Source organism: Paenibacillus sp. NEAU-GSW1, assembly GCF_009737085.1.
Taxonomy (GTDB): Bacteria; Bacillota; Bacilli; order Paenibacillales; family Paenibacillaceae; genus Pristimantibacillus.
The window spans coordinates 79546-99735 of sequence record NZ_WOVL01000008.1; the positions used below are offsets into that span (position 1 = coordinate 79546).

The following is a 20190-nucleotide window of genomic DNA, read 5'->3' on the forward strand; positions in this document are numbered from 1 at the left end:
TAAGTTTATGTAAACTATTTTTGGATTCTAGTGATTTTAATTGACATCATACTCACTCGGAATCTAAAATTCATATTAATGGCAAGCAGCAACGTATACTCTCTTATATGTATCTAATATAAATTGAGGAGGATTCAGATGAGTCGTAAGTCCGCAATCCGAAAGACTCTTTCATGTCTCTTTATTGCCGCTTTTCCGCTAATCGGCTTTATTCCTTCCGCAAGCGCTCATCCTTTAAGCGCCAGCTATACCGATATACATTTCAAAGAAGATGAGACAGATTTCAGCTTTTCAATCGACGAATTGTCCTTAATAGAGAACGTCGCCGTCGACGGAAATAACAATGGAAAATTGGAGCAAGCAGAACTGGCAGAAAACGAAATTTCGATCATTCATTTAATTGAAGACTCGATCGTCTTTGAAGTCGATAACCGTCAGCAAGCACCCCTGTCCGAAAGCGTTGCGTTTGAGGATAGGAACGGCACAGTATTTTTAACCTTTCAATTTATTTTTCCGCCCGTCTCCTACGGCCAGACCGTACGACTGAACGATGGACTCTACTACAACGACAGCAACACGGCCTATACCAATTTCGTCGTTGCCACTAACGGAGAAGATATAACGCAAGCGATTCTGAAAGGCAGTGATCGCGATTGGACGATGCTGCTTGCAGAGCCGCAACTCGAACAAGGACAAGCTTCAGAGTCAAATGCCGCTCAGCAGAAAGAGTTAACCGAACAAAATGCCGCCTCTGCCTCTGCTCCAGCTTCTCCCGCCGCCGGCAAAACTGAAGGATCGTCGCCAGGCACTTCCCAGTCCGCTTGGGCTTCCTTTTTCAAGCTTGGCATGGAACATATTTTAGGCGGTTTCGATCATTTGCTGTTCCTGCTCGCGCTGCTGCTCGGCAAACAGTCCTACAAGCAATACGCCGCTACTATTACCGCATTTACAATCGCGCATAGCATAACGCTGACGCTTACCTTTTTGGATATCATTCATTTGCCGGTAAAATTCATCGAGGCCGCAATTGCGTTCAGTATTATATATGTCGCGATCGAAAATATTATTTTCAAAAAAATACGTTTCCGATGGCTCATTACATTTGCATTCGGACTTATTCACGGCATGGGCTTCGCCGACATCCTGCTTGGCATGAACATCCCGGCTAAATATATCGCGATCGATTTAGCGAGCTTTAATATCGGCATCGAAGTCATCCAGCTGCTGCTGGTCGCTGCAACAATCCCTATCTTGCGCTACAGTCAAAAATTCAAAGGCTATTTTCGCACCGCGCAAGCCGCTTCTGTACTAATCGCTGCAGCCGGCGCATTCTGGCTAATTGAGCGATTGTCGAGCTAGCTGAAGCCGCTGCCAAACCGAAAAAGCCTGTCGTCGTCTCCTTGCGGAATCGATGACAGGCTTTTTTCATCATTATTAGTGCTGGACGTTAAGATCCGGACGTGAGTTCGTTACGAGATAAACGACGCTCTCGCCGATATTGGTTGCATGATCGCCGATCCGCTCGATATGGCGCGCGACGAAGTTGAGCACGGATGCTTGCGTAATATTGCGGGGGTTTTCCATCATCATCGACAGCAGTTCTCTCGAAATCTGCGCGCACAGCGCGTCGACCTGATCATCGTCGCTTGCCATTTTATAAGCAAGATCAACATTTTCCTGTACGAAGGATTGAATCGCTTCATACGTCATCGTTTGCACGATTTCAGCCATACGCGGCAGGTCAATCAGCGGCTTAATTAAAGGCTGACCCTCCAATCGGATGACCAGTTTGGAGATATTAACGCAAAGATCGCCCATGCGCTCCAAGTCGGAAGCGATTTTGAATGCGGATAAAATGCGGCGCAAATCTTTAGCAACCGGCTGCTGCGTCGCAATCAGCTTCGAGCCAAGCTCTGTTACGTCATGCTCTAATTGATTGAGCTTTACATCCTGAGACACAATTTGTTGAGCTAGCCTAACGTCCGTCTCACTCAACGCTTTGATCGATTGCGATAGCGCGTTTTCAACGAAAGCGCCCATATCTACAAGCAAATTATGAAGCTGTTCCAATCCCAGATCGAATTCCTTGCGTGTCGTCATCATCGTTTATGATCCCCCTCAGATAAGCTTAGCCGAAGCGTCCGCTAATATAGTCTTCCGTCCGTTGATCCGTAGGATTGGAGAACAGCTTTTCCGTATCCGAGAATTCAACGACTTCGCCATTCAAGAAGAACACGGTCTGATTGGATACACGAGCCGCCTGATGCATGTTGTGCGTTACCATTACGATAGTGTAGCGGTCTTTCAGCTCCTGAGCCAATTCTTCGATTTTGAGCGTCGAGATCGGGTCGAGGGCGGAAGTCGCCTCGTCCATCAGCAGAATATCCGGGTTGACCGCAAGTGCGCGGGCAATGCAAAGCCGCTGCTGTTGTCCGCCGGACAGACTGAATGCCGAACGCTTCAGGTAGTCCTTTACTTCATCCCACAAAACGGCTGCCTTCAAGCTCGTTTCAACGATTTCATCGAGCTGCTGTTTACTGCGAATGCCGTGAAGGCGCGGGCCGTATGCAATATTATCGTAGATCGATTTCGGGAACGGATTCGGCTGCTGGAATACCATGCCGACTTTTTTGCGGAGCGTCTCCACATCGACTTCGTTCGAATACAGCTCAGTGCCGCCGATTGCGATGCTTCCTTCGATACGCGTGCCCGGAATCATGTCATTCATCCGATTCAACGTCCGAAGCAGCGTCGATTTTCCGCAGCCGGAAGGCCCGATAAAAGCGGTAATCGCCTTCTCCGGAATGGTCAGCGTTACATCTTTCAATGCGTGAAAGGCTCCGTAATACAAATTCAACTTCTCAATGCTGATCAGCGGTTGTGCTTGAACCATTGCCGTCGTAGCCATCTCTCATTCTCCTCCGTCATACTCGATTAATATTTCTTTTGATATTTATTCCGCAGCAGAATCGCCGAGAAATTCATAATGAGCAGCAAAGCCAGCAGGACAAGAATGCCGCTTGCCGCCAATTCCTTGAACTCATCTTGCGGCTTGGAAATCCAGTTGTAAATTTGAATCGGCATTACGGTAAAAGAGTCCTTCAAGCCGTTCGGCAGAAAGTTGATATACGTCATTGCGCCAATCATGACGAGCGGAGCCGTTTCGCCGATCGCACGCGACATCGCCAGAATAACGCCGGTTAAAATACCGGATAAGGACGAAGGCAGCACCGAACGGGCAACCGTCTGCCATTTCGTCGCACCAAGCGCAAACGAAGCGTCGCGGCGCGCTTTCGGCACTGCGCGAATCGCCTCTTGCGCCGAGACGATAATGATCGGAAGAACAAGAAGCGTCATCGTAAGCGCGCCGGCAATGAGGCTTCGTTCAAGCACCATCAGCCGCACGAACAAGGTTAAACCCAGTATGCCGTATACGATGGAAGGAACGCCTGCAAGCGTACTGATATTAAGCTGGATAAGGCGGGTAAACCGATTTTTTCCGGCATACTCTTCCAGATATATAGCTGCGCCAACACCGAGAATAAACGAGATCGGCAACATAATTAACAGCATATAGATTGAGCCGACAATTGCCGACTTCATCCCGGAAAGCTCCGCTTTACGGGACGGAAAGTTGGTGAACAGCTCCGGTTGGAGCCGCGCCAAACCGTCGACTAACAGATCAATAATAAGCGCGCACAAAGCGAGTATACCGATCGAGGTTGCCGCAATGAATACTAAATGCAGGACAACGTCCTTGCTGCGGCGATTGGCGATTTGTTTGCGGTTGGCATCTTGAAAAATCGAACTCATCTCAATACTCCTCCCGGAATTTTCTTGCGACATATTGGGCAAGAATATTGAGCAGGAACGTAATGACAAAGAGCGTCATGCCGACGGCGAAGATCGTGCCGTACTCGACTGTTCCATGCGGCGTATCGCCCAAGCTGACTTGCACGATATAAGCGGTCATCGTCTGAATGCTGTCGAGCGGATTAGCCGTCAGCGTCGGCGTGGCGCCTGCGGCAACCGTTACGATCATCGTCTCGCCGATCGCTCTGGAAAAAGCGAGAACGGCCGAGGCAACGATACCCGAGAAAGCGGCAGGCACAACGATTTTAAGCGCGACTTCAAGACGTGTAGCGCCGAGCGCATATGCGCCGTCTCGAAGCGATCTCGGCACAGAGGACATGGCATCCTCGCTGAGCGAGCAAACCATCGGAATAATCATAATGCCGACAACGATGCCTGCACTAAGCGCGTTGTACACGCCCGCACCAGGAAATATATCGCGAATAATCGGCGTAATAAAACTGAGTGCGAAATAGCCGTATACGATGGTCGGAACGCCCGCCAACACTTCCAGTGTCGGCTTAATTGCGCTGCGAACGCGCTTTGGCGCGTATTCGGACAAATAAATCGCGCTGGCCAGCCCAAGCGGAATCGCAACGAGACAGGCAATTAACGTAATCATAAGCGTGCCGTTCAGCAGCGGCAGGACGCCAAAGCTTTTTGGCGTAATGAGCGGCGACCATTTGGTGCCGAATATAAAATCAAGGAATGGTATCTTTTGAAAGAATTGATAGGTTTCGGTTATAAGGGTTATAACTATGCCAATTGTCGTTAAAATCGAAATCGATGCGCACAAAAATAACAGGACAGGCATCATTCTGTTCATGACGTCGATTCGCTTGTTCTTGAAATCGTACTTTCCTCTTTGTCCGTCCGGCTGCATACGCGGTTTCCCGCTTATTTGCGGCTTGTCATCTGCATAAATAGCTTCAGTTTGCATGTCGGCCTCCTCTCGACCTTTACAATTCGTTAACATATGCGGCGTGAAAAATGTGATGTCTCTCGAGACACCACATTTTCACCACCTGCCGTCACGATTGCATATTATTGAAGTTTAGCCGCTTCTTCCGTGTACTTCTCTTCTGGAAGCGCAATGTAGCCCACATCGCTTGCAAGAGCGCCGATGTTGTTGATGTAGTATTCCGCAAATGCTTTTACTTCAGGACGCTCAAGCTCTTTCGTGCTTGCGTAGATAAAGAGCGGGCGGGAAAGAGGAGCATAAGATCCGTCTTTGATCGAATCATGCGACGGTTCGATTGGACCGCTGCCGCCGTCGATCGGAACAAGCTTCAGCGCATCTTGGTTCTCTTCGTAGTATGCGAAACCGAAGTAGCCAATGCCGCCTTTGCTGCCGGAAACGCCGTTTACAAGCGTGTTGTCGTCTTCGCTAAAGCTGATTTGCTTATCGTTACGGATGCCCGCTTTATCAAGAATTGCTTCGTTGAAATAGTCATAAGTGCCGGAGTCTGCGCCAGGGGAGAACATTACGATCTCTTCAGCCGGCCATTCAGGACGAACGTCTTGCCACGTTTTGACCGTGCTGCCTGTTACGAAAATTTTGTTCAGTTCTTCAACAGTCAAATGATCGACAAAATCATTATCTTTGCTCACAACAACCGACAAGCCGTCGTATGCAACAGTCAATTCTGTGTATTCAATGCCTGCTTCTTTACATACAGCAGCTTCTTCGTCTTTGATCGGACGGGATGCATCGGCAATTGCGATTTCGCCGGCGCAGAACTGCTTGAAGCCGCCGCCTGTACCCGATACGCCTACCGGAACGCGAACATCCGGATTCTCTTTATTAAACTCTTCAGCTGCTGCCTCAGTCAGCGGAAACACGGTGCTGGAACCGTCGATTTTTATTTCGCCAGACAATTTCACATCTGCCGCTTCTGCACCGCTTGTATTGTTCGAGCCAGTGTTCGTTTCACCGTTCGAGTTGCTCGAGTTGTTGCCGCATGCTGCTGCGAATACGAGCATTGCCACCATACCTGCCATCAAGATCCCCTTAAAACCTTTACCTTTAACCAACTCTACCACTCCTTATAGCATTCTTTTCTGCTTGTTTTGCTGTTCCCTACGTTCTCTATCCTACTAGCGGTTTGTTAATCGAGTATTCATGTTTTGTTAACTTCGTGTAAAAAATATGATTCGAGCAATTTACCGATTTCATTCGACACTTGCGTCATGTGCGCATACGCTTTTTCCGTGCTGCTGCCGATCAGTTCGGTGCTGCTTCGGCTGCTTGCGGCTGCTCGGAACAACGAGGCGAATACGCGTCCAGCTTCCTGAACGCAAGCATCGCTGGCCGTCGCCTCCACTTTGCCTTCGTACGCAAGCGCCGCCGAGCGGTTTATCGCCTCGACAATTGTGCGGGTCAATTGCGATATCTCATCCGCCGATCGCTTCGTCTCTTGCGCCAGCATCATTACCTCGCTCGCGACGACGGCAAATCCGCGGCCATGCTCGCCCGCTCTAGCCGCTTCAATAGAAGCATTAATCGCCAGCAGATTGCTCTGCTCCGCCAATTCACGAATAAGCTTCGTGACGCGGTTGATCGATCCCGCTTCCGCCTCCAGACCGCTCATTTGCTCCTCTTGCAACGTCGAATTGGCCGCCAGACGGCGAAAAGCGTTCGTCACCTTATCCAACTCGTTCTTGCCGCTTAGCGTCAAATCTACCATTTCGCTCGAAATGGCCTCGCCTTGCACAGACGACTCGCGAACAGCGGCAAACGCCGAATCAATTTCATTCACCCGCTGGCTTACTCCGTTAATCATCTGCACCTGCTTGTCCACCGCTTCTTGCTGCAGCAGCCTCGACATGCGCAGCAGATCAGCAACCGTCAGCACGCCTACGGGCAAATCCGCCTTCGTTACAATAACGCAGTCATACAGCAGGCTTTCATGACGATTCAGCGCTTGATCAATCAATTGTTGAGGCTCGGCATCACTGCTGACGATAAGCGGGTCGCGATCCATAAGCTGCGAAATTGGCTTTTCATAAAACAAATCGGCGCCAAACCGATGGCTAAGCCTCATAAAAAACCGATTGCGCATTAATAGACCGCAAGCTCGTCCTTGATCGTCGCTGACAATTGCACACTCGCTCTCCTCATGGTTCTTAAACAGCGAGATCGCCTCTTTGCAGTTTTGCGAGTGGAGCATGCTGAGGGATGGCCGTACAAAGTCTTGAAGCCGCACCGCCGAAGCCGATTGCGCTTCTTGCGCTGCCTTCTCCCGTTGCTTGCCCGCTTTCCATTTGTCCGGTTTATGATCGGCGATCGCGTTCATTGTTGCGGCCGGTTGTTGTTCCAGCAATGAAGTGGACATAACTCGAATCCCACCTTCTTCATCTTGTCATTTGCTTCCATCGCCATTTTAGTTCTAAAGCATCAACGCCAATGCAGTGAATTGTTATCGGATTGTTAAATTCGACAATAATTTGCTCATTTACACAAAAAACACGCCGTTTGTCGACGCACTGCGCAGCTTCGTGCATGATTTAAACATCTTTTTTTAGAAAAAATTAACAAATTGTATTAACCTTGATATACTGATAGGTGTGCTAAATATGACAATTGAGGGGGATTGCCGTGAAAGGCCGCTTATACGCACTTGATTATTTGAGGGCTTTTTTGACGATTTTAGTTATTTTTCACCATACGGCTATTACTTATGGAGCAGAGGGCGGCTGGTATTACATAGAAGCTGCGGGGGACGAACTGACCGCAACAAAGGTAGTTTTAACTCTTTTTACCGGTGTAAACCAAGCTTTTTTCATGGGGTTGTTCTTTTTCATTTCCGGCTACTTCACTCCAGGCTCCTTCGATAAAAAAGGACCTGCGAAGTTTATGCTCGATCGGCTCATACGCCTTGGCATTCCCTTGCTTGTCTATACGGCAATTATCGGACCAGCTATTATTTATGCGCTGTCCTACGCTGATGAGCTTTCCGTTTGGCAGTTCTACAAGGAGCAGGTACTATCTTTTAAACTGATCAATGTTGGACCGTTATGGTTTGCCGAAGCGCTCCTATTATTCGCTGCCGCCTATGCTCTTATTCGAATGGTTGCGAAACAAAGTGTGCCGCTTGTGTGGAACAAGCCTTTTCCGGGAAGAAAATCGCTGCTTCTCTCCATCCTCTTCGTCGGACTTTCCGCATTCATTATTCGACTCTTTTATCCGACAGGCGAAGATTGGCTTGGTTTGCAGTTTGGCTATTTCGCCTCCTACATATTTCTGTACGGGGCAGGCATCGCCGCTCACCGTAACCGTTGGCTGGAGCAGATTGCAGCAAGCACTTCGAAAAAATGGCTTTGGGTTTCCCTTTCTGTATTTCCGCTGATGCCGATTGCGGCACTTCTAGCCGAATCAGCAGGCAATGGGGACGGACTGAACGGCGGAATCCATTTGAGCGCAATCATTTACGCGATGTGGGAGCCGTTTATCGCATGCGGAATTATATTGGGATTGTTAGTTTGGTTCCGTGAAAAGCTGAATCGGCCTAACCGTATGCTTCAACTGCTTGCTGACCATGCCTTCACTGTGTTTATCATTCACCCTCCGATTGTTGTCGGTATCAGCTTTTGGATGAAAAACTTAGAATGGCCCATGCTGCTTAAATTTATCGCAGTCGGCCTGCTGGCAACGGCGAGCTGCTATCTCTTAGCTTTGCTTATCAGACGGATTCCTAGAGTTCGCCGCATACTGTAAATCGGAGCAGCTCCTTCTCCCCTCTACACGAAAACAAAAAGGGCTGCGAACAATGATTCGCAGCCCTTTTTCATCTATTAACGCGCAGCGCGTTTCAGAATACGCACGCCGTATGCCGGCAGTTGAAGCTCGGCGGAAACCGCTCCGCCTTCAAGCAGATCCTCGTAGCTTGCGCCGTCGAGCGCAATGCTTTTCGCATTGCCATTGTAGTTTTGCACAAACACGAAATCATGCTCGCCGTCCGTGCGCAGCGTAGCTACTACACCGCGCGGCAGATCCGTGTCGATGACTCTCGCAACGCCTTCTTGCGCAACCAGCGCGGAGAAGAAGTCTGTAAAGAAAGCTTCTTTGTTGCGGGATGCTACATAATAAGCTTTGCCTTTGCCGAGACGGTTAACCGTCAGCGCTGGCCGGCCAGCATAGAAGTCATCGCCGTATACCGCCAATGCTTCCGCACCTTCAAGGTGGATCAGATCGCAAAGCTCATGAGCTTCATATTCGCCGTTCAAGCCAAGCGAGTTTCCGCTGGACATTACAACGCGGTTCGTTTCGCCATCATGAAGCGAATCGATTTCTTCGGACCAGATGCCAAGCGTCTTGCGCAGCGGTCCCGGGAACCCTTCAAGGAAGCACAGGTCGTTTTCGTTAACGATGCCGGACCAGTACGTCGCAACAAATGTGCCGCCGTTCTCGACAAATTTCTCGATCCGCTCGACTACGCCAGGGCGAACCATGTATAGCATTGGCGCAACAATCACTTTGTACGAATCAAAGTCGCATTCAGCAGAATCGATGACGTCAACCGGAACCCCGAGATCCCAGAACGGACGATAATGGCGCTTCATCGTTTCTTCGTAGTGGATGCCTCCGTTACGCGGACCTTGCGAGTCTTTAACAGCCCAACGATTTTCCCAATCATTAATGATCGCAACTTGCGCATCGACGGATGTGCCGACAACTTCGCTCAGCTTTTCCAGCGCGCTGCCGACGTCGGTTACATCACGGAATACACGCGTATGCTCATGTCCGACGTGGTCAACAACTGCGCCGTGCAGCTTCTCGCTTGAGCCGCGGCTTTTGCGCCATTGGAAATATTGAACGGTATCCGAGCCATGGGCGATAGCTTGCATAGAAGCGAGCAAATGCATGCCCGGCTTTTTGAGCTTCGATACCGGCTGCCAGTTCGTCATGCTTGGCGTGCTTTCCATCAGCATGAACGGCTTGCCTCCTTTTAGCGAACGGAACAAGTCATGGTTGAAAGCAAAAGATGCCGCAACCTCGCTATGATCTTCCGCATCATGCCATGTCGGATAGGCATCCCACGAAATAACATCGAGCAGCTCGGCAAACTTCCAGTAGTTCAGCGACTCGAAATCGTACATCATGTTCGTCGTAATCGGCAGCTCTGGATTGATCGCGCGAAGCGGCTCCATTTCTTTACGGCAGAAATCAACCGTTTGGTCCGTTACGAAACGTCTCCAGTCAATATTCATCGCATGAACCGCATTCTCGCCGCGTTGAGCCGGCGTATCGATTTGGCTCCAATCCGTATACGTATGGCTCCAGAACGTTGTCCACCAAGCATCGTTTAACGCTTCAAGCGAGCCGTATTTATTTTTCAGCCAACCACGAAACGCTTCCGTACAAAGATCGCAATGGCATTCGCCGCCGTATTCGTTCGAAATATGCCAGCCGAGTACTGCCGGATGATTGGAATAACGTTCTGCCAGCTTCGTGTTCATGATTTTTACTTTCTCGCGGTAAACCGGAGACGTGAAGCAATGGTTGTGGCGTGCGCCGTGCAGATTGCGAATGCCGTTTTGCTCTACGCGAAGCACCTCGGGATATTTTTTGGACATCCAAGCCGGTCTTGCGCCGCTTGGCGTTGCCAGCATCGCATAAATACCGTTTGCTGCAAAACGGTCAAGCAACTGATCCATCCATTCAAAAGTAAATACGCCTTCTTCCGGCTCCAACGCCATCCAGGCGAAAATGCCGACCGACATGACGTTGCTTTTGGAAAGCTTCATCAGTCGAATGTCTTCTTCAAGCACATGCGGGTACTTCTGCCATTGATCAGGATTATAATCCGCTCCGTGAAGCATTTGCGGAATTTTTGGACTAATCGGGGGAAACTTTTTAGCCATAAAAATTCGGGCCTCCAATAATAAGTTGTCAAATAGGAATCAAGCTATTACTATAACTATATTAAGATTATATAATGCTTTATAGCCTAACAAAATCACATTATTTTCGCATCATTATCAAAATATGAATATAGGTGATTCGAATATGGATACAATCTCCTTCCCGACGCTTACGGAAGCGGACCGACTGCTGCCGATCTATCCCGATATCGTTGGCCATTGGGACAATCAAGAAACGATCGACAGGCCGGACGGATTTTCGCATTTTCAATGGCTGCAAGTAACGGCTGGCGAAGGCGAGCTCGTCATTGGAGAAGAGCGGTTCACAATAAAAGCCGGGCAAGGCTTCTGTCTCTTCCCGAATGTTCCGCATCGTTACTATGCCACTCGCGAGCCATGGGACATTTATTTTCTCAGCTTTGGAGGCGACTTGGCTCCGCACCTGCTGAAACAAGCGGGCATAACAGAATCCGGCGTTTTCTCAACGACCGGCAGCGAAATTATCGTTTCTCATATGCGCAGCATCTATGCAATGACGCAATCCGAGAACGCTTTTCTCGGACTGGAATGCTCTAAGCTTGTTTATATGTTTCTGCTCGATTTGATGAAAGTAATCCGCATCAGCTCGCACTCCGCCGAACACAACTTTGCAAAGCTTCGTCCCGTCATTCAATATATTGAAGCAAATACTGGCGCAGTCATTACGATTAACGACCTTGCCGGCTGCATTGACGTTACGCCGCAATATTTATGTCTGCTGTTCAAAAAAACGATGCGCATGCGGCCGATGGAATACGTTAATCGCGAGCGCATTAATCGGAGCAAAGAAATTATGTTTCGCGAAAGCGAGCATAAGCTGAACGACATCGCCTCGATGGTCGGCTTTGACAGCGCGAGCTATTTCAGCTCCGTCTTTCGCAAGCTGGAAGGGATAAGCCCTGAGCAGTTTAAAAAAATACACGGCATCCGATGACAGATGCGTCAGGCTGGTTGTTGATCTGATGCGTTAGTTGGCGGGGATGGCGGTAGATAGACGCATTGAATTCAAATAGCGCTGTGGCACAGCGTTATTTGGTCAGGTAGCAGGTTAGTTGGCGATATAACGCTGTCGCACAGCGTTATTTTTCGTAATCGGTCCGCATTTGGCTGTTTGGAGGAAAATAGCGCTGTCGCACAGCGCTATTTGGTCGGGTAGCAGGTTAATTGGCGATATAACGCTGTCGCACAGCGTTATTTTTCGTAATCGGTCCGCATTTGGCTGTTTGGAGGAAAATAGCGCTGTCGCACAGTGCTATTTGGTCGTGTGGCAGGTTAATTGGCGATATAGCGCTGTCGCACAGCGCTATTTGGTCGTGTGGCAGGTTAATTGGCGATATAGCGCTGTCGCACAGAGCTATTTTTCGTAATCGGTCCGGCTACGCCTTCAATTCCGGAATAACGTATTTCGGCTCCCTGCCGTACAACGCCTCGACCAGATTTTCCGCTGCGAGCATTGCCATACGATTTCGCGTCGCAGCTGTCGCCGAGCCGATATGCGGCAACGTTACGACGTTGTCCAGCTGCAGCAGCGGATTGTCAACGCTGACCGGCTCCTTCTCGTATACGTCGAGCGCAGCCGCGCGAATCGTACCGCTGCGCAACGCTTCGACAAGTGCAGCCTCATCGACATTTTCGCCCCGCGACACATTGATAAAAGCAGCCGTCGGCTTCATCAGAGTAAACTGCTCCGCGCCGATCATTCTCTTCGTTTCCGGTGTAAGCGGCGCAAGCAATACGACAAAATCGGATTGCGCGAGCAGCTCATTAAGCGGCAAGTAAGACAAGCCGAGCTTCTGCTCCGCTTCAGGTTTCCGATTGCGGTTATAGTACGAGACATCCATATCGAATCCAAATTTCGCCCGCTTCGCGACCATTTCGCCAATACGACCCATCCCGATGATGCCGAGTTTGGCGTGATGCACATCTACGCCAAACAGCGATGGCCCAATGCCGCGCTGCCACCCTCCCGAGCGGACGAGATTGTGCAGCTCCGTTACTCTTCTGGCCGCCGCCAGCATTAGCGCCAGCGTTAAGTCGGCCACCGTATCATCCAGCACATAAGGCGTATGCGTACCAATAATGCCGCGCGAACGCATGGCGTTTAAATCGTTGTTGTTGTAGCCGACCGATACATTGCTGACAACGCGCAGCTTCGGAGCGGAACCGAGCAATCGCTCGCTGATCGCATTTCCGGATACGAGCAGCCCTTCCGCATCCGCTAACCGTTCAGCCAGCTGTGCGCCGGTAATCGCTTCTGCCCCTTGCCAATATTCGCATTCGCAATGCTGATCCAAATACTCTTTTACTTCACTAGACACCTTGCTTGCTATGTACGCTTTCGGTTTCATTCTTCGCCCTCCTAAATATCCCTGTCAAAAAACACTACAAAATTTTGCTGAACGATTCGAAATTGGAAGGTTTGCGTCCGGCCATCCGATTTAACTTCAGGTAGCTGTACGCGTATTTATAATAATGGCCGTGTCTGCAATCTGACAATGCCTGCTCCCAGTACAGCTCTTCCCATGGACTACCCGCGGATACTGTGATGGATGGAGTACACTCATCTTGATTTTTTTCCAATCCGTTTGCATAGGCCAGAATATCCATCCTTGTAAACAGAGAATTGTCCAGACTGGCAAGCTCAGCATCGTGAAATGCATGCTTCAGCTCCGTGATGGAGTGGCCATGAGTCAATAGATGTCCGCGCTGCATATCGCCCTTTTCCATTTGGCGCGGCCTTTGAAAGGTATCGAGCCGGTGTCAGCGGAACCCTCGCATTCGCCGCGCGGATCCCAACAGGATCCATGACAATGTTGTCAGCATTTATCGTAACACTCATTAGCTACATCAGGATCGACTCCTTTTGTTGCTAATCATACTGCCGCCAACTCCACTTTGCAAACAACTATGTATACTAAGTTTGTCAAGCCAGCCTGTTGCGCGTTGCGCCAAAGCCCACTACAATGAGAGAAACGCTTACAGAAACAGAAACGACTGGAGGGTTCTCCTGCATGCAGCCCTATAACGAAAAAGTCGTCTACGAGAATCCTCTGCTTTCCTTGCGGATTTTCCAAACGAATCGCAATCAGCATATATTAAGCAATTGGCATTATCATAAGCAGCTTGAGCTGCTGTATATTGCAAAAGGAAAACTCGACTTTTATGTCGAGGACAAAGTTTTCCAGCTTCAATCGGAGGACGTCGTCATCGTTGGCGCCTCGCAGCTCCATCGCGACAGATCGTTGACCCATCTGGACTATATTGTTTTACAGTTCGATTTAGAGCCTTTTTTCGATCATAGCACGATTCCGTATATGCGTTATTTTTCCGAGACAGAAAACCCGCTCAGCGAAGCGAACTATATTTTTCAGGAAAATGCTCCGGTCAAACAAGAAGTCGGCTCCTGCATCCGCCAGCTGCTTGAAGAGGCAACCCGCAAAGACATCGGCTACGAGCTTGCCGTCAGCATGCTCATCCGAAAAATATTGCTGCTGTTGCTCCGCAACGACAACCGGAAGGTGCTCGCCGAACAGGACGCGTTCGACCGTGTGCGGCTAAAGCCCGTGCTTGACTACGTCGAAGACCGGCTGAACGAAAGAATTCAAGTCGAGGAAGTATGCAAAATCGCAAATATGAGCTACTACTACTTCGTTAAGTTTTTCAAAAAAACGATCGGCATGTCGTTCACCGAATATGTCAATTACCGCAAAATCAAATGGGCGGAGCGCTTGCTGCTGACGAAAGACATTAGCATCTCCGATGTCGGCGAACGAATCGGCATGCCGAATATGGCTCATTTCTATAAAATGTTCAAAAAATATAACGACTGCTCGCCGAAGCAGTTCCAGCGCAAAATGTTGGAGTGGAATCGCCAATAGCGCACAAAAAAACTCGTCCCCCGTTAAGCTTTGGGTGTGACGAGTTTTTTTGGCATAACGAGCTTGTAGCCGACGCCGCGAATCGATTCGATTTGTACCGATTGCTGGCCAAGCTCAAGCTTTTTGCGAAGCGAGCTGACATGAACATCAACCGTGCGTTGACCGCCGATATAATCAAAACCCCAGACGACATTCATCAAGTCGTCCCGCGTTATGACCATACCCGGACGTTGCACCAAATACAGAAGCACTTCGAATTCCTTCGGACGAAGCGGAACCGTTTCCCCATTCAGGATGACTTCATACTTCTCAGGGTAGATCGATAAATCGCCTGCGCTAATGACTTTATCCGTCGATTCGACCGGGACAATGTCATCGTTTTGCGTACGGCGAAGCACGGCAGATACGCGGGCAAGCAATTCCGCGACGCCAAACGGCTTTGTAATATAGTCGTCTGCGCCGTGTTTAAGACCTTGAACAACTTCTTCCTCGGCGTTGCGTGCCGTCAAAATAATGACCGGTGTCCGAACGCCGTTCTGACGCAGCCGGTTCAATACCTCGAAACCATTCAAGCCAGGAAGCATGATGTCCAAAATAATGAGATCGAAGCTGCGCTGCAGCGCAGTCTGCAATCCTTCCGCTCCATGATCGACAACGGTTACAGCGTAACCCTCTTGCGTCAAGTTGTAGGATAACAGCCGCGCTAAGGTCGGTTCGTCTTCGATTACGAGCACTTTATGCGACATAAACGGAAACCTCCATATCGGAGAAATGAATTACAGCCTAATATTAACATGAAATCTTAATAAATGGGTAATTGAAATATAGACAGCCTATTGTTGAAGCACCGGAAGTTCGATAATGAACGTCGATCCGACGCCGACCGTACTCGTAACCGCGATCGTTCCTTTGTGCAGCTCAACCAAGTGCTTGACGATCGAAAGGCCAAGGCCGGTGCCGCCTGAACTGCGCGAGCGCGCTTTGTCGACCCGATAAAACCGCTCGAAAATACGCGGCAAATCTTTTTTCGGAATGCCGATTCCGGTATCGCTTATTTTAATCCGAATATGATCCTCGTCGATCCCTTCGACCGTAAGCTGCACTTTGCCGCCTTCAGGCGTATAGTTAATCCCGTTCGCCAGCAAATTCATCATAATTTGGCGCAGCCGATCCTCGTCGGCTTCGACGTAAAGCCCCGCTTCCGCGTTCACTTCAAGCTTGATCGATTTTTTCGCCGCCTCTGTCTCGAGCATTGTAATCGTCTTCTGCACGAACGTATCCATTTCAATCGGGGAAAAATAGAGCGGAACGCGCCGCGACTCAATTTTCGACAGCTCCAAAATGTCGCCGATCAACCGGTTCAACCGATCGCTTTCGTCAAAAATAATTTGCAGAAACGATTTGGCCGTTTCTTCATCTTTGACCACGCCGCCGAGCAGCGTCTCTGCAAAGCCTTTCACAGCTGCAATCGGCGTCTTCAATTCATGCGAGACATTCGCAACAAATTCGCTGCGCATCCGCTCGAGCCTGCGAATGGCCGTTACGTCCTGAAGCACAAGCAGCACGCCGCCAAACTCGTTGCCCTCGTGAAAAATTGGCACAAGATGCAGTTCAAGCAGCCGCTCTTCCGGAAAATAAAAATTGATTTCTTCGCGAATATGCTCGCGAACCGTCAGTCCTTCCTGAATCATTTGCGACAGCTCATATTGCTGCTTCGCCTCGGCGAAATGCCGGCCGACGAGCTCACGCGACGAGAAGCCGAGAATTTCTTCGGCGCGGCGACTGATCAGAACGATTTTCCCCGTCTCTTCAATCATGACAACGCCGTTGATCATATTGTCCAATACGCTCTCCAGCTGGCTTTCGTTCTCACGGATGCGAGTCATTTGCACTTCCAAACTGTCGGCCATCGCATTGATTGCGTTGCCTAGCTCGCCAATTTCTCCTTTTCCGAGTCCTGTCACTCTGGCATGGTAGTCCATATTTTTAATCTGTTTGGCGACGCTCGTAATTTTCTCCAGCGGCCGTGTCAAGCTAAGCGCAATCCGATAGCTGATCAGAGCCGCGAACACAAATAAGATGAGCAAACCTATAAATAGCACGGTCCATAGCTGATATATGCTTTTTTCGACTTCCGAAAGGCTGACGGCAAGCCTGATAATGTTCGATTGCGGATTAGATGGTTCCGTCGCAATGGCGACATAGAGCAAATTTTGCCCTAACGTTTCACTGTATCGAATTTCCCGACCGATGCCCGAAGCATGCGCTTCAAGCACTTCTGAACGGTTGAAATGGTTGTCCATTGTCGCGGCGGCGTGATCGGAATCGCCCAGTACTGTGCCGTCGCCAGCGATAAAGGTAACCCGCTCGCCCGTATAGGCTTTCAAGTTGGCGGCTTCAGTCGAGTAATAAGGAATAAGCGATGCCGGATCGCCGTTTTTCCATTCCATTTTCGCCAGCACAATTTTCATCTCCCGCACCATGCTGTCCTCCAGCGTGCGGATATGCGTCTCTTTAAACGTTTTGGCCATAATAATGCCCGCTGCCGTAACCGACAGCGCAATCATTAAAATCATTATAATAGTCAACCGATTCCGGAAGCTGTTCATAAGGATCACCTTCTATATCAAAGTCACTCGTTCTATCGTACATGCGGCGTTGCCGTTTCGCTAGGCTTGCCTTTGTTAAGTTTTTGTAAAACAAAATGATGCACGGTTGCAAGAGGCTGCTGTACGAGGATCGACAAAACGACCGGAACCGCAGTTAATGGGCTGAAATAGCCTAACGCAAGCACAATGCCAAGCGAAATATTACGCATCCCCGTCGAGTAGGAGACGGTAACTTGAAGTTCGCGGTCGCGGCGAAGCGCCGTGCCGAGAAATCCGACCGCATAGCAGATCGCGACGAGAACAACGACCAGGGGAACAAGCTTAAGCATGTCCCGTTTTAGTTGCTCGACATGCGGGGCAATAGCCGACGCATTTAAGGATACGACCGCCACGAAGCAGAGCTTTGATATCGGAGCGGACACCGGCTTAACGCGCTCTTGAATGCGTCCGCTGCTCCATTGATTAAGCATAACGCCGGCAACTGTCGGCAGGACGATAATGATGAGCAAGTCCGTTATGAGCGGTACCGGATCAATTTCGACCGAGGAATTGAAAAACAGGTGCAGGCCTGCAGGCACGACAAGCGGGCTAAGCGCGGAATCCAGCACGACCATTGCCAGTACGAGCGGAACGCTCCCCCCAGACATGCCGACCCAAAGCACCGTTGAAACGCCAAGCGGTATAATCGTAAACATAACGAGGCCGACGACGTACGGAGAGCTTGGACCGAATAGGGCGGAGCCTATGCCGTAAGCGATCAACGGCGAGACAACGTGAGCCAGAGCAAACGTCCATACCATCACGCCGGGCTTACGGAGCACCTCTTTTAACTGCGCAATGCCGCAGCCGATTGCCATCGTTAGCGTCACATATGCGAACAGATAGGGCACTGCGCCAACCATCGGCTGCAGACTGTCGGCAAAAAGAAAACCCAGGATTAGCGATCCCGGGATAATGAGAAACATCCATTTCTCGAAGTAGCGGTTAAACGCAAGTCCAAATTGACGCATAGCTTCCCCTTTAGTTATAGAGCTAGTTGTAACGACTCTTTTAGCTTTATAATAGCATAGTGCGGCAAATCGTCATATGTTTGGACCTATATCGATACAGAAGGATCGAAGGAGCGGATTACCATGTTAAATGAAGACGGCCGGAGCCAAGAGGAGAAATCAGGAGAACAAGTACAGGCGGACAGCCCGTTCTTTGCTTATATGTACCGTTTGAAATATATCGAGCGCTGGAGCCTGATGCGCAATACGACGAAGGAAAATGTAGCGGAGCATACGTTCCATGTTGCGCTGCTGGCCCATATGCTTTGCGAAATCGGCAATTACGTTTTCCAAGCTTCCTATAATGCAGACAGAGCGGTGACGATAGCGCTTTTCCACGATGCGACAGAGGTTTTTACCGGGGACATCCCGACGCCGGTTAAGCATCATAATCCGAAAATGCTCTCCAGCTTTCGCGAGATTGAGGCGATGGCAGCGGAAAGACTGCTTAGCATGGTTCCCCTGCCGCTTCAGGACGCTTATGCATCGCTGTTAGGCAAACCGGCGGGAGGAGCCGCAATGTCCGAACAGGAGCAAAAGCTCCATGCCTTAGTTAAAGCAGCGGATTTGCTCGACGCTTATTTGAAATGTTTAAGCGAGCTCTCTGCAGGAAACCGCGAATTTCTAGTCGCCAAAGGGCAAACCGAGCTTGCGCTCGAACGTCTTGCCATGCCTGAAGTCCAATGGTTTCTTGCCCATATGGCGCCAAGCCTCGGCAAAACGCTCGACGAGCTCTCTGAGCCGCTGAAGTCTGTCAATAAACCAGATCCTCTCTAATGGCAATTCCGTTTTGCTCGCAATAGTGATGATATTTTTTTAATACCGTATAAATATCGTCCTGTCCGACGATTTGATTATTGTCATCAAAATATTGGAGTGTTCCGCTTAAAATAAAGAGTGTTATGACTTCTTCGTCACCTGTCAGGAGCGTATGAATGTCACCAGGCGGTTCGAAAATAAAGGTTCCCGGCGTTGCCGTCCATTCTCGCCCTTCATAGCCCCATTTTCCCTGGATGTTGTATCCGATCACAGATCCGCCCGTATGCCGGTGTCTGCCTAACGCCTGATTGCTTTTTATTTTAAACAGATAGATCCAAGTCCCTGTGCTCAGATCAAACCGCAACGGCTTGAAAAAGCAAGACTCATTGTCGGTAAAAGGAACCCACGGCAGTTCACCGATATTGACGATTCTTTCCGGCAGCTGCATTTTTTCGGCAAGTTCGATAACTGATTGATGGATAATATCATTCATAATAGTGGCACCTTTCATTGCATGGTATCGCGCTGGCTGCATGCTGCCGGCGATCAAGGCTTATTATTCAGCTCGTTATAGGCCGGGATGCGTAGCAACTCCTCGCGCAGCGAGTCATACTCCCCGTGCAGCGCCGGATTGACATAGTGCTCCCAGAACGGCTTGTCGCCCTTCGCCAGCGCTTCCCGCAGCCTTGTCGCGCTGATTGGCTGTTTGCTCCGGGGCAGCGACAGCTGCGCAATGCCTGCGAGCTCCTCCTTCGGAAACCAGGCTGCCCGCTCCTCGTCGCTCCCGAAAACCATCAAATCGAGAGCAGGGAACTTTTGCTGCTGCCCGCAGCTCTTCACAGCTCCTAATAAGTATGCTCCCCAAGCGTGGCTGTGGTCGTTCTCATGGCTGTAGTCGGCCAGAGGCGCGTATTGTACCCGTTCGCCGTACAGCCTGCTCAGCAGTTCAATTCGCCTTTCCGCCGAAAAAGGGTTGCGTTCCGTTCCTTGAAGCTGTGCCGAACCGACCAGTACAAGTACCCGTTCGCAAACAGCTAGCGCCGTATCGATCATGAGCTCATGACCGATATGCACATGCTGGAATCGTCCTAATACGAAGCCGTATTTAAAGGCTTTCTCTACGGTCATGTAAATCCCTCC

The 20190-nt window shown here is 49.9% G+C and carries 19 protein-coding genes; 5 read left to right on the forward strand and 14 right to left on the reverse strand.

Going from position 1 to position 20190, the window contains the following annotated elements:
• The first annotated feature begins 138 nt into the window (after positions 1 to 138).
• Positions 139 to 1359, forward strand: a complete 1221-nt coding sequence (locus tag GOM71_RS07760) for a HupE/UreJ family protein (protein WP_156279515.1) — start codon at positions 139 to 141, stop codon at positions 1357 to 1359.
• Positions 1360 to 1434: 75 nt separating this feature from the next.
• Here GOM71_RS07760 and phoU read toward each other — a convergent pair whose 3' ends face one another.
• From phoU to GOM71_RS07790, 6 genes are all read right to left on the reverse strand, one after another.
• Positions 1435 to 2100, reverse strand: a complete 666-nt coding sequence (gene phoU, locus GOM71_RS07765; protein ID WP_156279729.1) for a phosphate signaling complex protein PhoU — start codon at positions 2098 to 2100, stop codon at positions 1435 to 1437.
• Between the two features lie 28 nt (positions 2101 to 2128).
• Positions 2129 to 2908 (reverse strand): phosphate ABC transporter ATP-binding protein PstB, encoded by a 780-nt coding sequence (gene pstB, locus GOM71_RS07770; RefSeq protein ID WP_253944749.1) that lies wholly within the window; start codon positions 2906 to 2908, stop codon positions 2129 to 2131.
• A gap of 26 nt (positions 2909 to 2934) precedes the next feature.
• Positions 2935 to 3813 (reverse strand): phosphate ABC transporter permease PstA, encoded by an 879-nt coding sequence (gene pstA, locus GOM71_RS07775; protein ID WP_156279517.1) that lies wholly within the window; start codon positions 3811 to 3813, stop codon positions 2935 to 2937.
• Between the two features lies 1 nt (position 3814).
• Positions 3815 to 4678: a phosphate ABC transporter permease subunit PstC gene (gene pstC / locus GOM71_RS07780; protein ID WP_483311027.1), complete on the reverse strand. Its 864-nt coding sequence runs from the start codon at positions 4676 to 4678 to the stop codon at positions 3815 to 3817.
• 218 nt (positions 4679 to 4896) lie between these two features.
• Positions 4897 to 5886 carry a PstS family phosphate ABC transporter substrate-binding protein gene (locus tag GOM71_RS07785; protein ID WP_253944750.1) on the reverse strand — a complete coding sequence of 330 codons (990 nt, stop codon included), beginning with the start codon at positions 5884 to 5886 and terminating at the stop codon, positions 4897 to 4899.
• Positions 5887 to 5972: 86 nt separating this feature from the next.
• Positions 5973 to 7187, reverse strand: coding sequence for a methyl-accepting chemotaxis protein (locus GOM71_RS07790; protein WP_156279522.1), 1215 nt, complete (start codon positions 7185 to 7187; stop codon positions 5973 to 5975).
• A gap of 263 nt (positions 7188 to 7450) precedes the next feature.
• On the opposite strand from GOM71_RS07790, the gene GOM71_RS07795 reads away from it, so the two are divergent.
• Positions 7451 to 8569 (forward strand): acyltransferase family protein, encoded by a 1119-nt coding sequence (locus GOM71_RS07795; protein ID WP_216651723.1) that lies wholly within the window; start codon positions 7451 to 7453, stop codon positions 8567 to 8569.
• Positions 8570 to 8646: 77 nt separating this feature from the next.
• Here GOM71_RS07795 and GOM71_RS07800 read toward each other — a convergent pair whose 3' ends face one another.
• Entirely contained in the window at positions 8647 to 10716 is a 2070-nt protein-coding gene (locus tag GOM71_RS07800) for a beta-galactosidase (protein WP_156279526.1), read from the reverse strand.
• 145 nt (positions 10717 to 10861) lie between these two features.
• Here GOM71_RS07800 and GOM71_RS07805 point away from each other — a divergent pair, with 145 nt between their 5' ends.
• Positions 10862 to 11689: an AraC family transcriptional regulator gene (locus tag GOM71_RS07805; protein ID WP_173275368.1), complete on the forward strand. Its 828-nt coding sequence runs from the start codon at positions 10862 to 10864 to the stop codon at positions 11687 to 11689.
• A gap of 442 nt (positions 11690 to 12131) precedes the next feature.
• On the opposite strand, the gene GOM71_RS07810 is transcribed toward GOM71_RS07805, so the two are convergent.
• Positions 12132 to 13103: a 2-hydroxyacid dehydrogenase gene (locus GOM71_RS07810; protein WP_156279530.1), complete on the reverse strand. Its 972-nt coding sequence runs from the start codon at positions 13101 to 13103 to the stop codon at positions 12132 to 12134.
• A 34-nt stretch (positions 13104 to 13137) separates the two neighbouring features.
• On the reverse strand, positions 13138 to 13482 hold the full coding sequence (locus GOM71_RS07815) for a hypothetical protein (protein WP_156279532.1): 345 nt from the start codon (positions 13480 to 13482) through the stop codon (positions 13138 to 13140).
• 284 nt (positions 13483 to 13766) lie between these two features.
• On the opposite strand from GOM71_RS07815, the gene GOM71_RS07820 reads away from it, so the two are divergent.
• Positions 13767 to 14633 (forward strand): AraC family transcriptional regulator, encoded by an 867-nt coding sequence (locus tag GOM71_RS07820; RefSeq protein WP_156279534.1) that lies wholly within the window; start codon positions 13767 to 13769, stop codon positions 14631 to 14633.
• 23 nt (positions 14634 to 14656) lie between these two features.
• Here the strand turns inward: GOM71_RS07820 and GOM71_RS07825 are convergent, their stop codons facing one another.
• The 3 genes from GOM71_RS07825 to GOM71_RS07835 form a co-directional block, all read right to left on the reverse strand.
• Entirely contained in the window at positions 14657 to 15379 is a 723-nt protein-coding gene (locus GOM71_RS07825) for a response regulator transcription factor (RefSeq protein ID WP_156279536.1), read from the reverse strand.
• Between the two features lie 87 nt (positions 15380 to 15466).
• Positions 15467 to 17242 carry a two-component system histidine kinase PnpS gene (pnpS, locus tag GOM71_RS07830; protein ID WP_156279538.1) on the reverse strand — a complete coding sequence of 592 codons (1776 nt, stop codon included), beginning with the start codon at positions 17240 to 17242 and terminating at the stop codon, positions 15467 to 15469.
• Positions 17243 to 17274: 32 nt separating this feature from the next.
• The gene (locus tag GOM71_RS07835; RefSeq protein ID WP_156279540.1) at positions 17275 to 18252 is read right to left on the reverse strand and encodes a bile acid:sodium symporter family protein; all 978 of its coding nucleotides are present in this window, start codon (positions 18250 to 18252) and stop codon (positions 17275 to 17277) included.
• Positions 18253 to 18375: 123 nt separating this feature from the next.
• Here GOM71_RS07835 and yfbR point away from each other — a divergent pair, with 123 nt between their 5' ends.
• A complete protein-coding gene (gene yfbR, locus GOM71_RS07840; protein ID WP_156279542.1) occupies positions 18376 to 19068 on the forward strand; it encodes a 5'-deoxynucleotidase in 693 nt (230 codons plus the stop codon).
• Here yfbR and GOM71_RS07845 read toward each other — a convergent pair.
• Together GOM71_RS07845 and GOM71_RS07850 are read right to left on the reverse strand one after the other, a co-directional pair.
• Positions 19046 to 19600 carry a 2,4'-dihydroxyacetophenone dioxygenase family protein gene (locus GOM71_RS07845; protein WP_253944751.1) on the reverse strand — a complete coding sequence of 185 codons (555 nt, stop codon included), beginning with the start codon at positions 19598 to 19600 and terminating at the stop codon, positions 19046 to 19048. The genes yfbR and GOM71_RS07845 overlap by 23 nt on opposite strands.
• The gene (locus tag GOM71_RS07850; RefSeq protein ID WP_156279546.1) at positions 19597 to 20178 is read right to left on the reverse strand and encodes an adenylyltransferase/cytidyltransferase family protein; all 582 of its coding nucleotides are present in this window, start codon (positions 20176 to 20178) and stop codon (positions 19597 to 19599) included. Before GOM71_RS07850 ends, GOM71_RS07845 begins: the two co-directional genes overlap by 4 nt.
• Between the last annotated feature and the right edge of the window lie 12 nt (positions 20179 to 20190).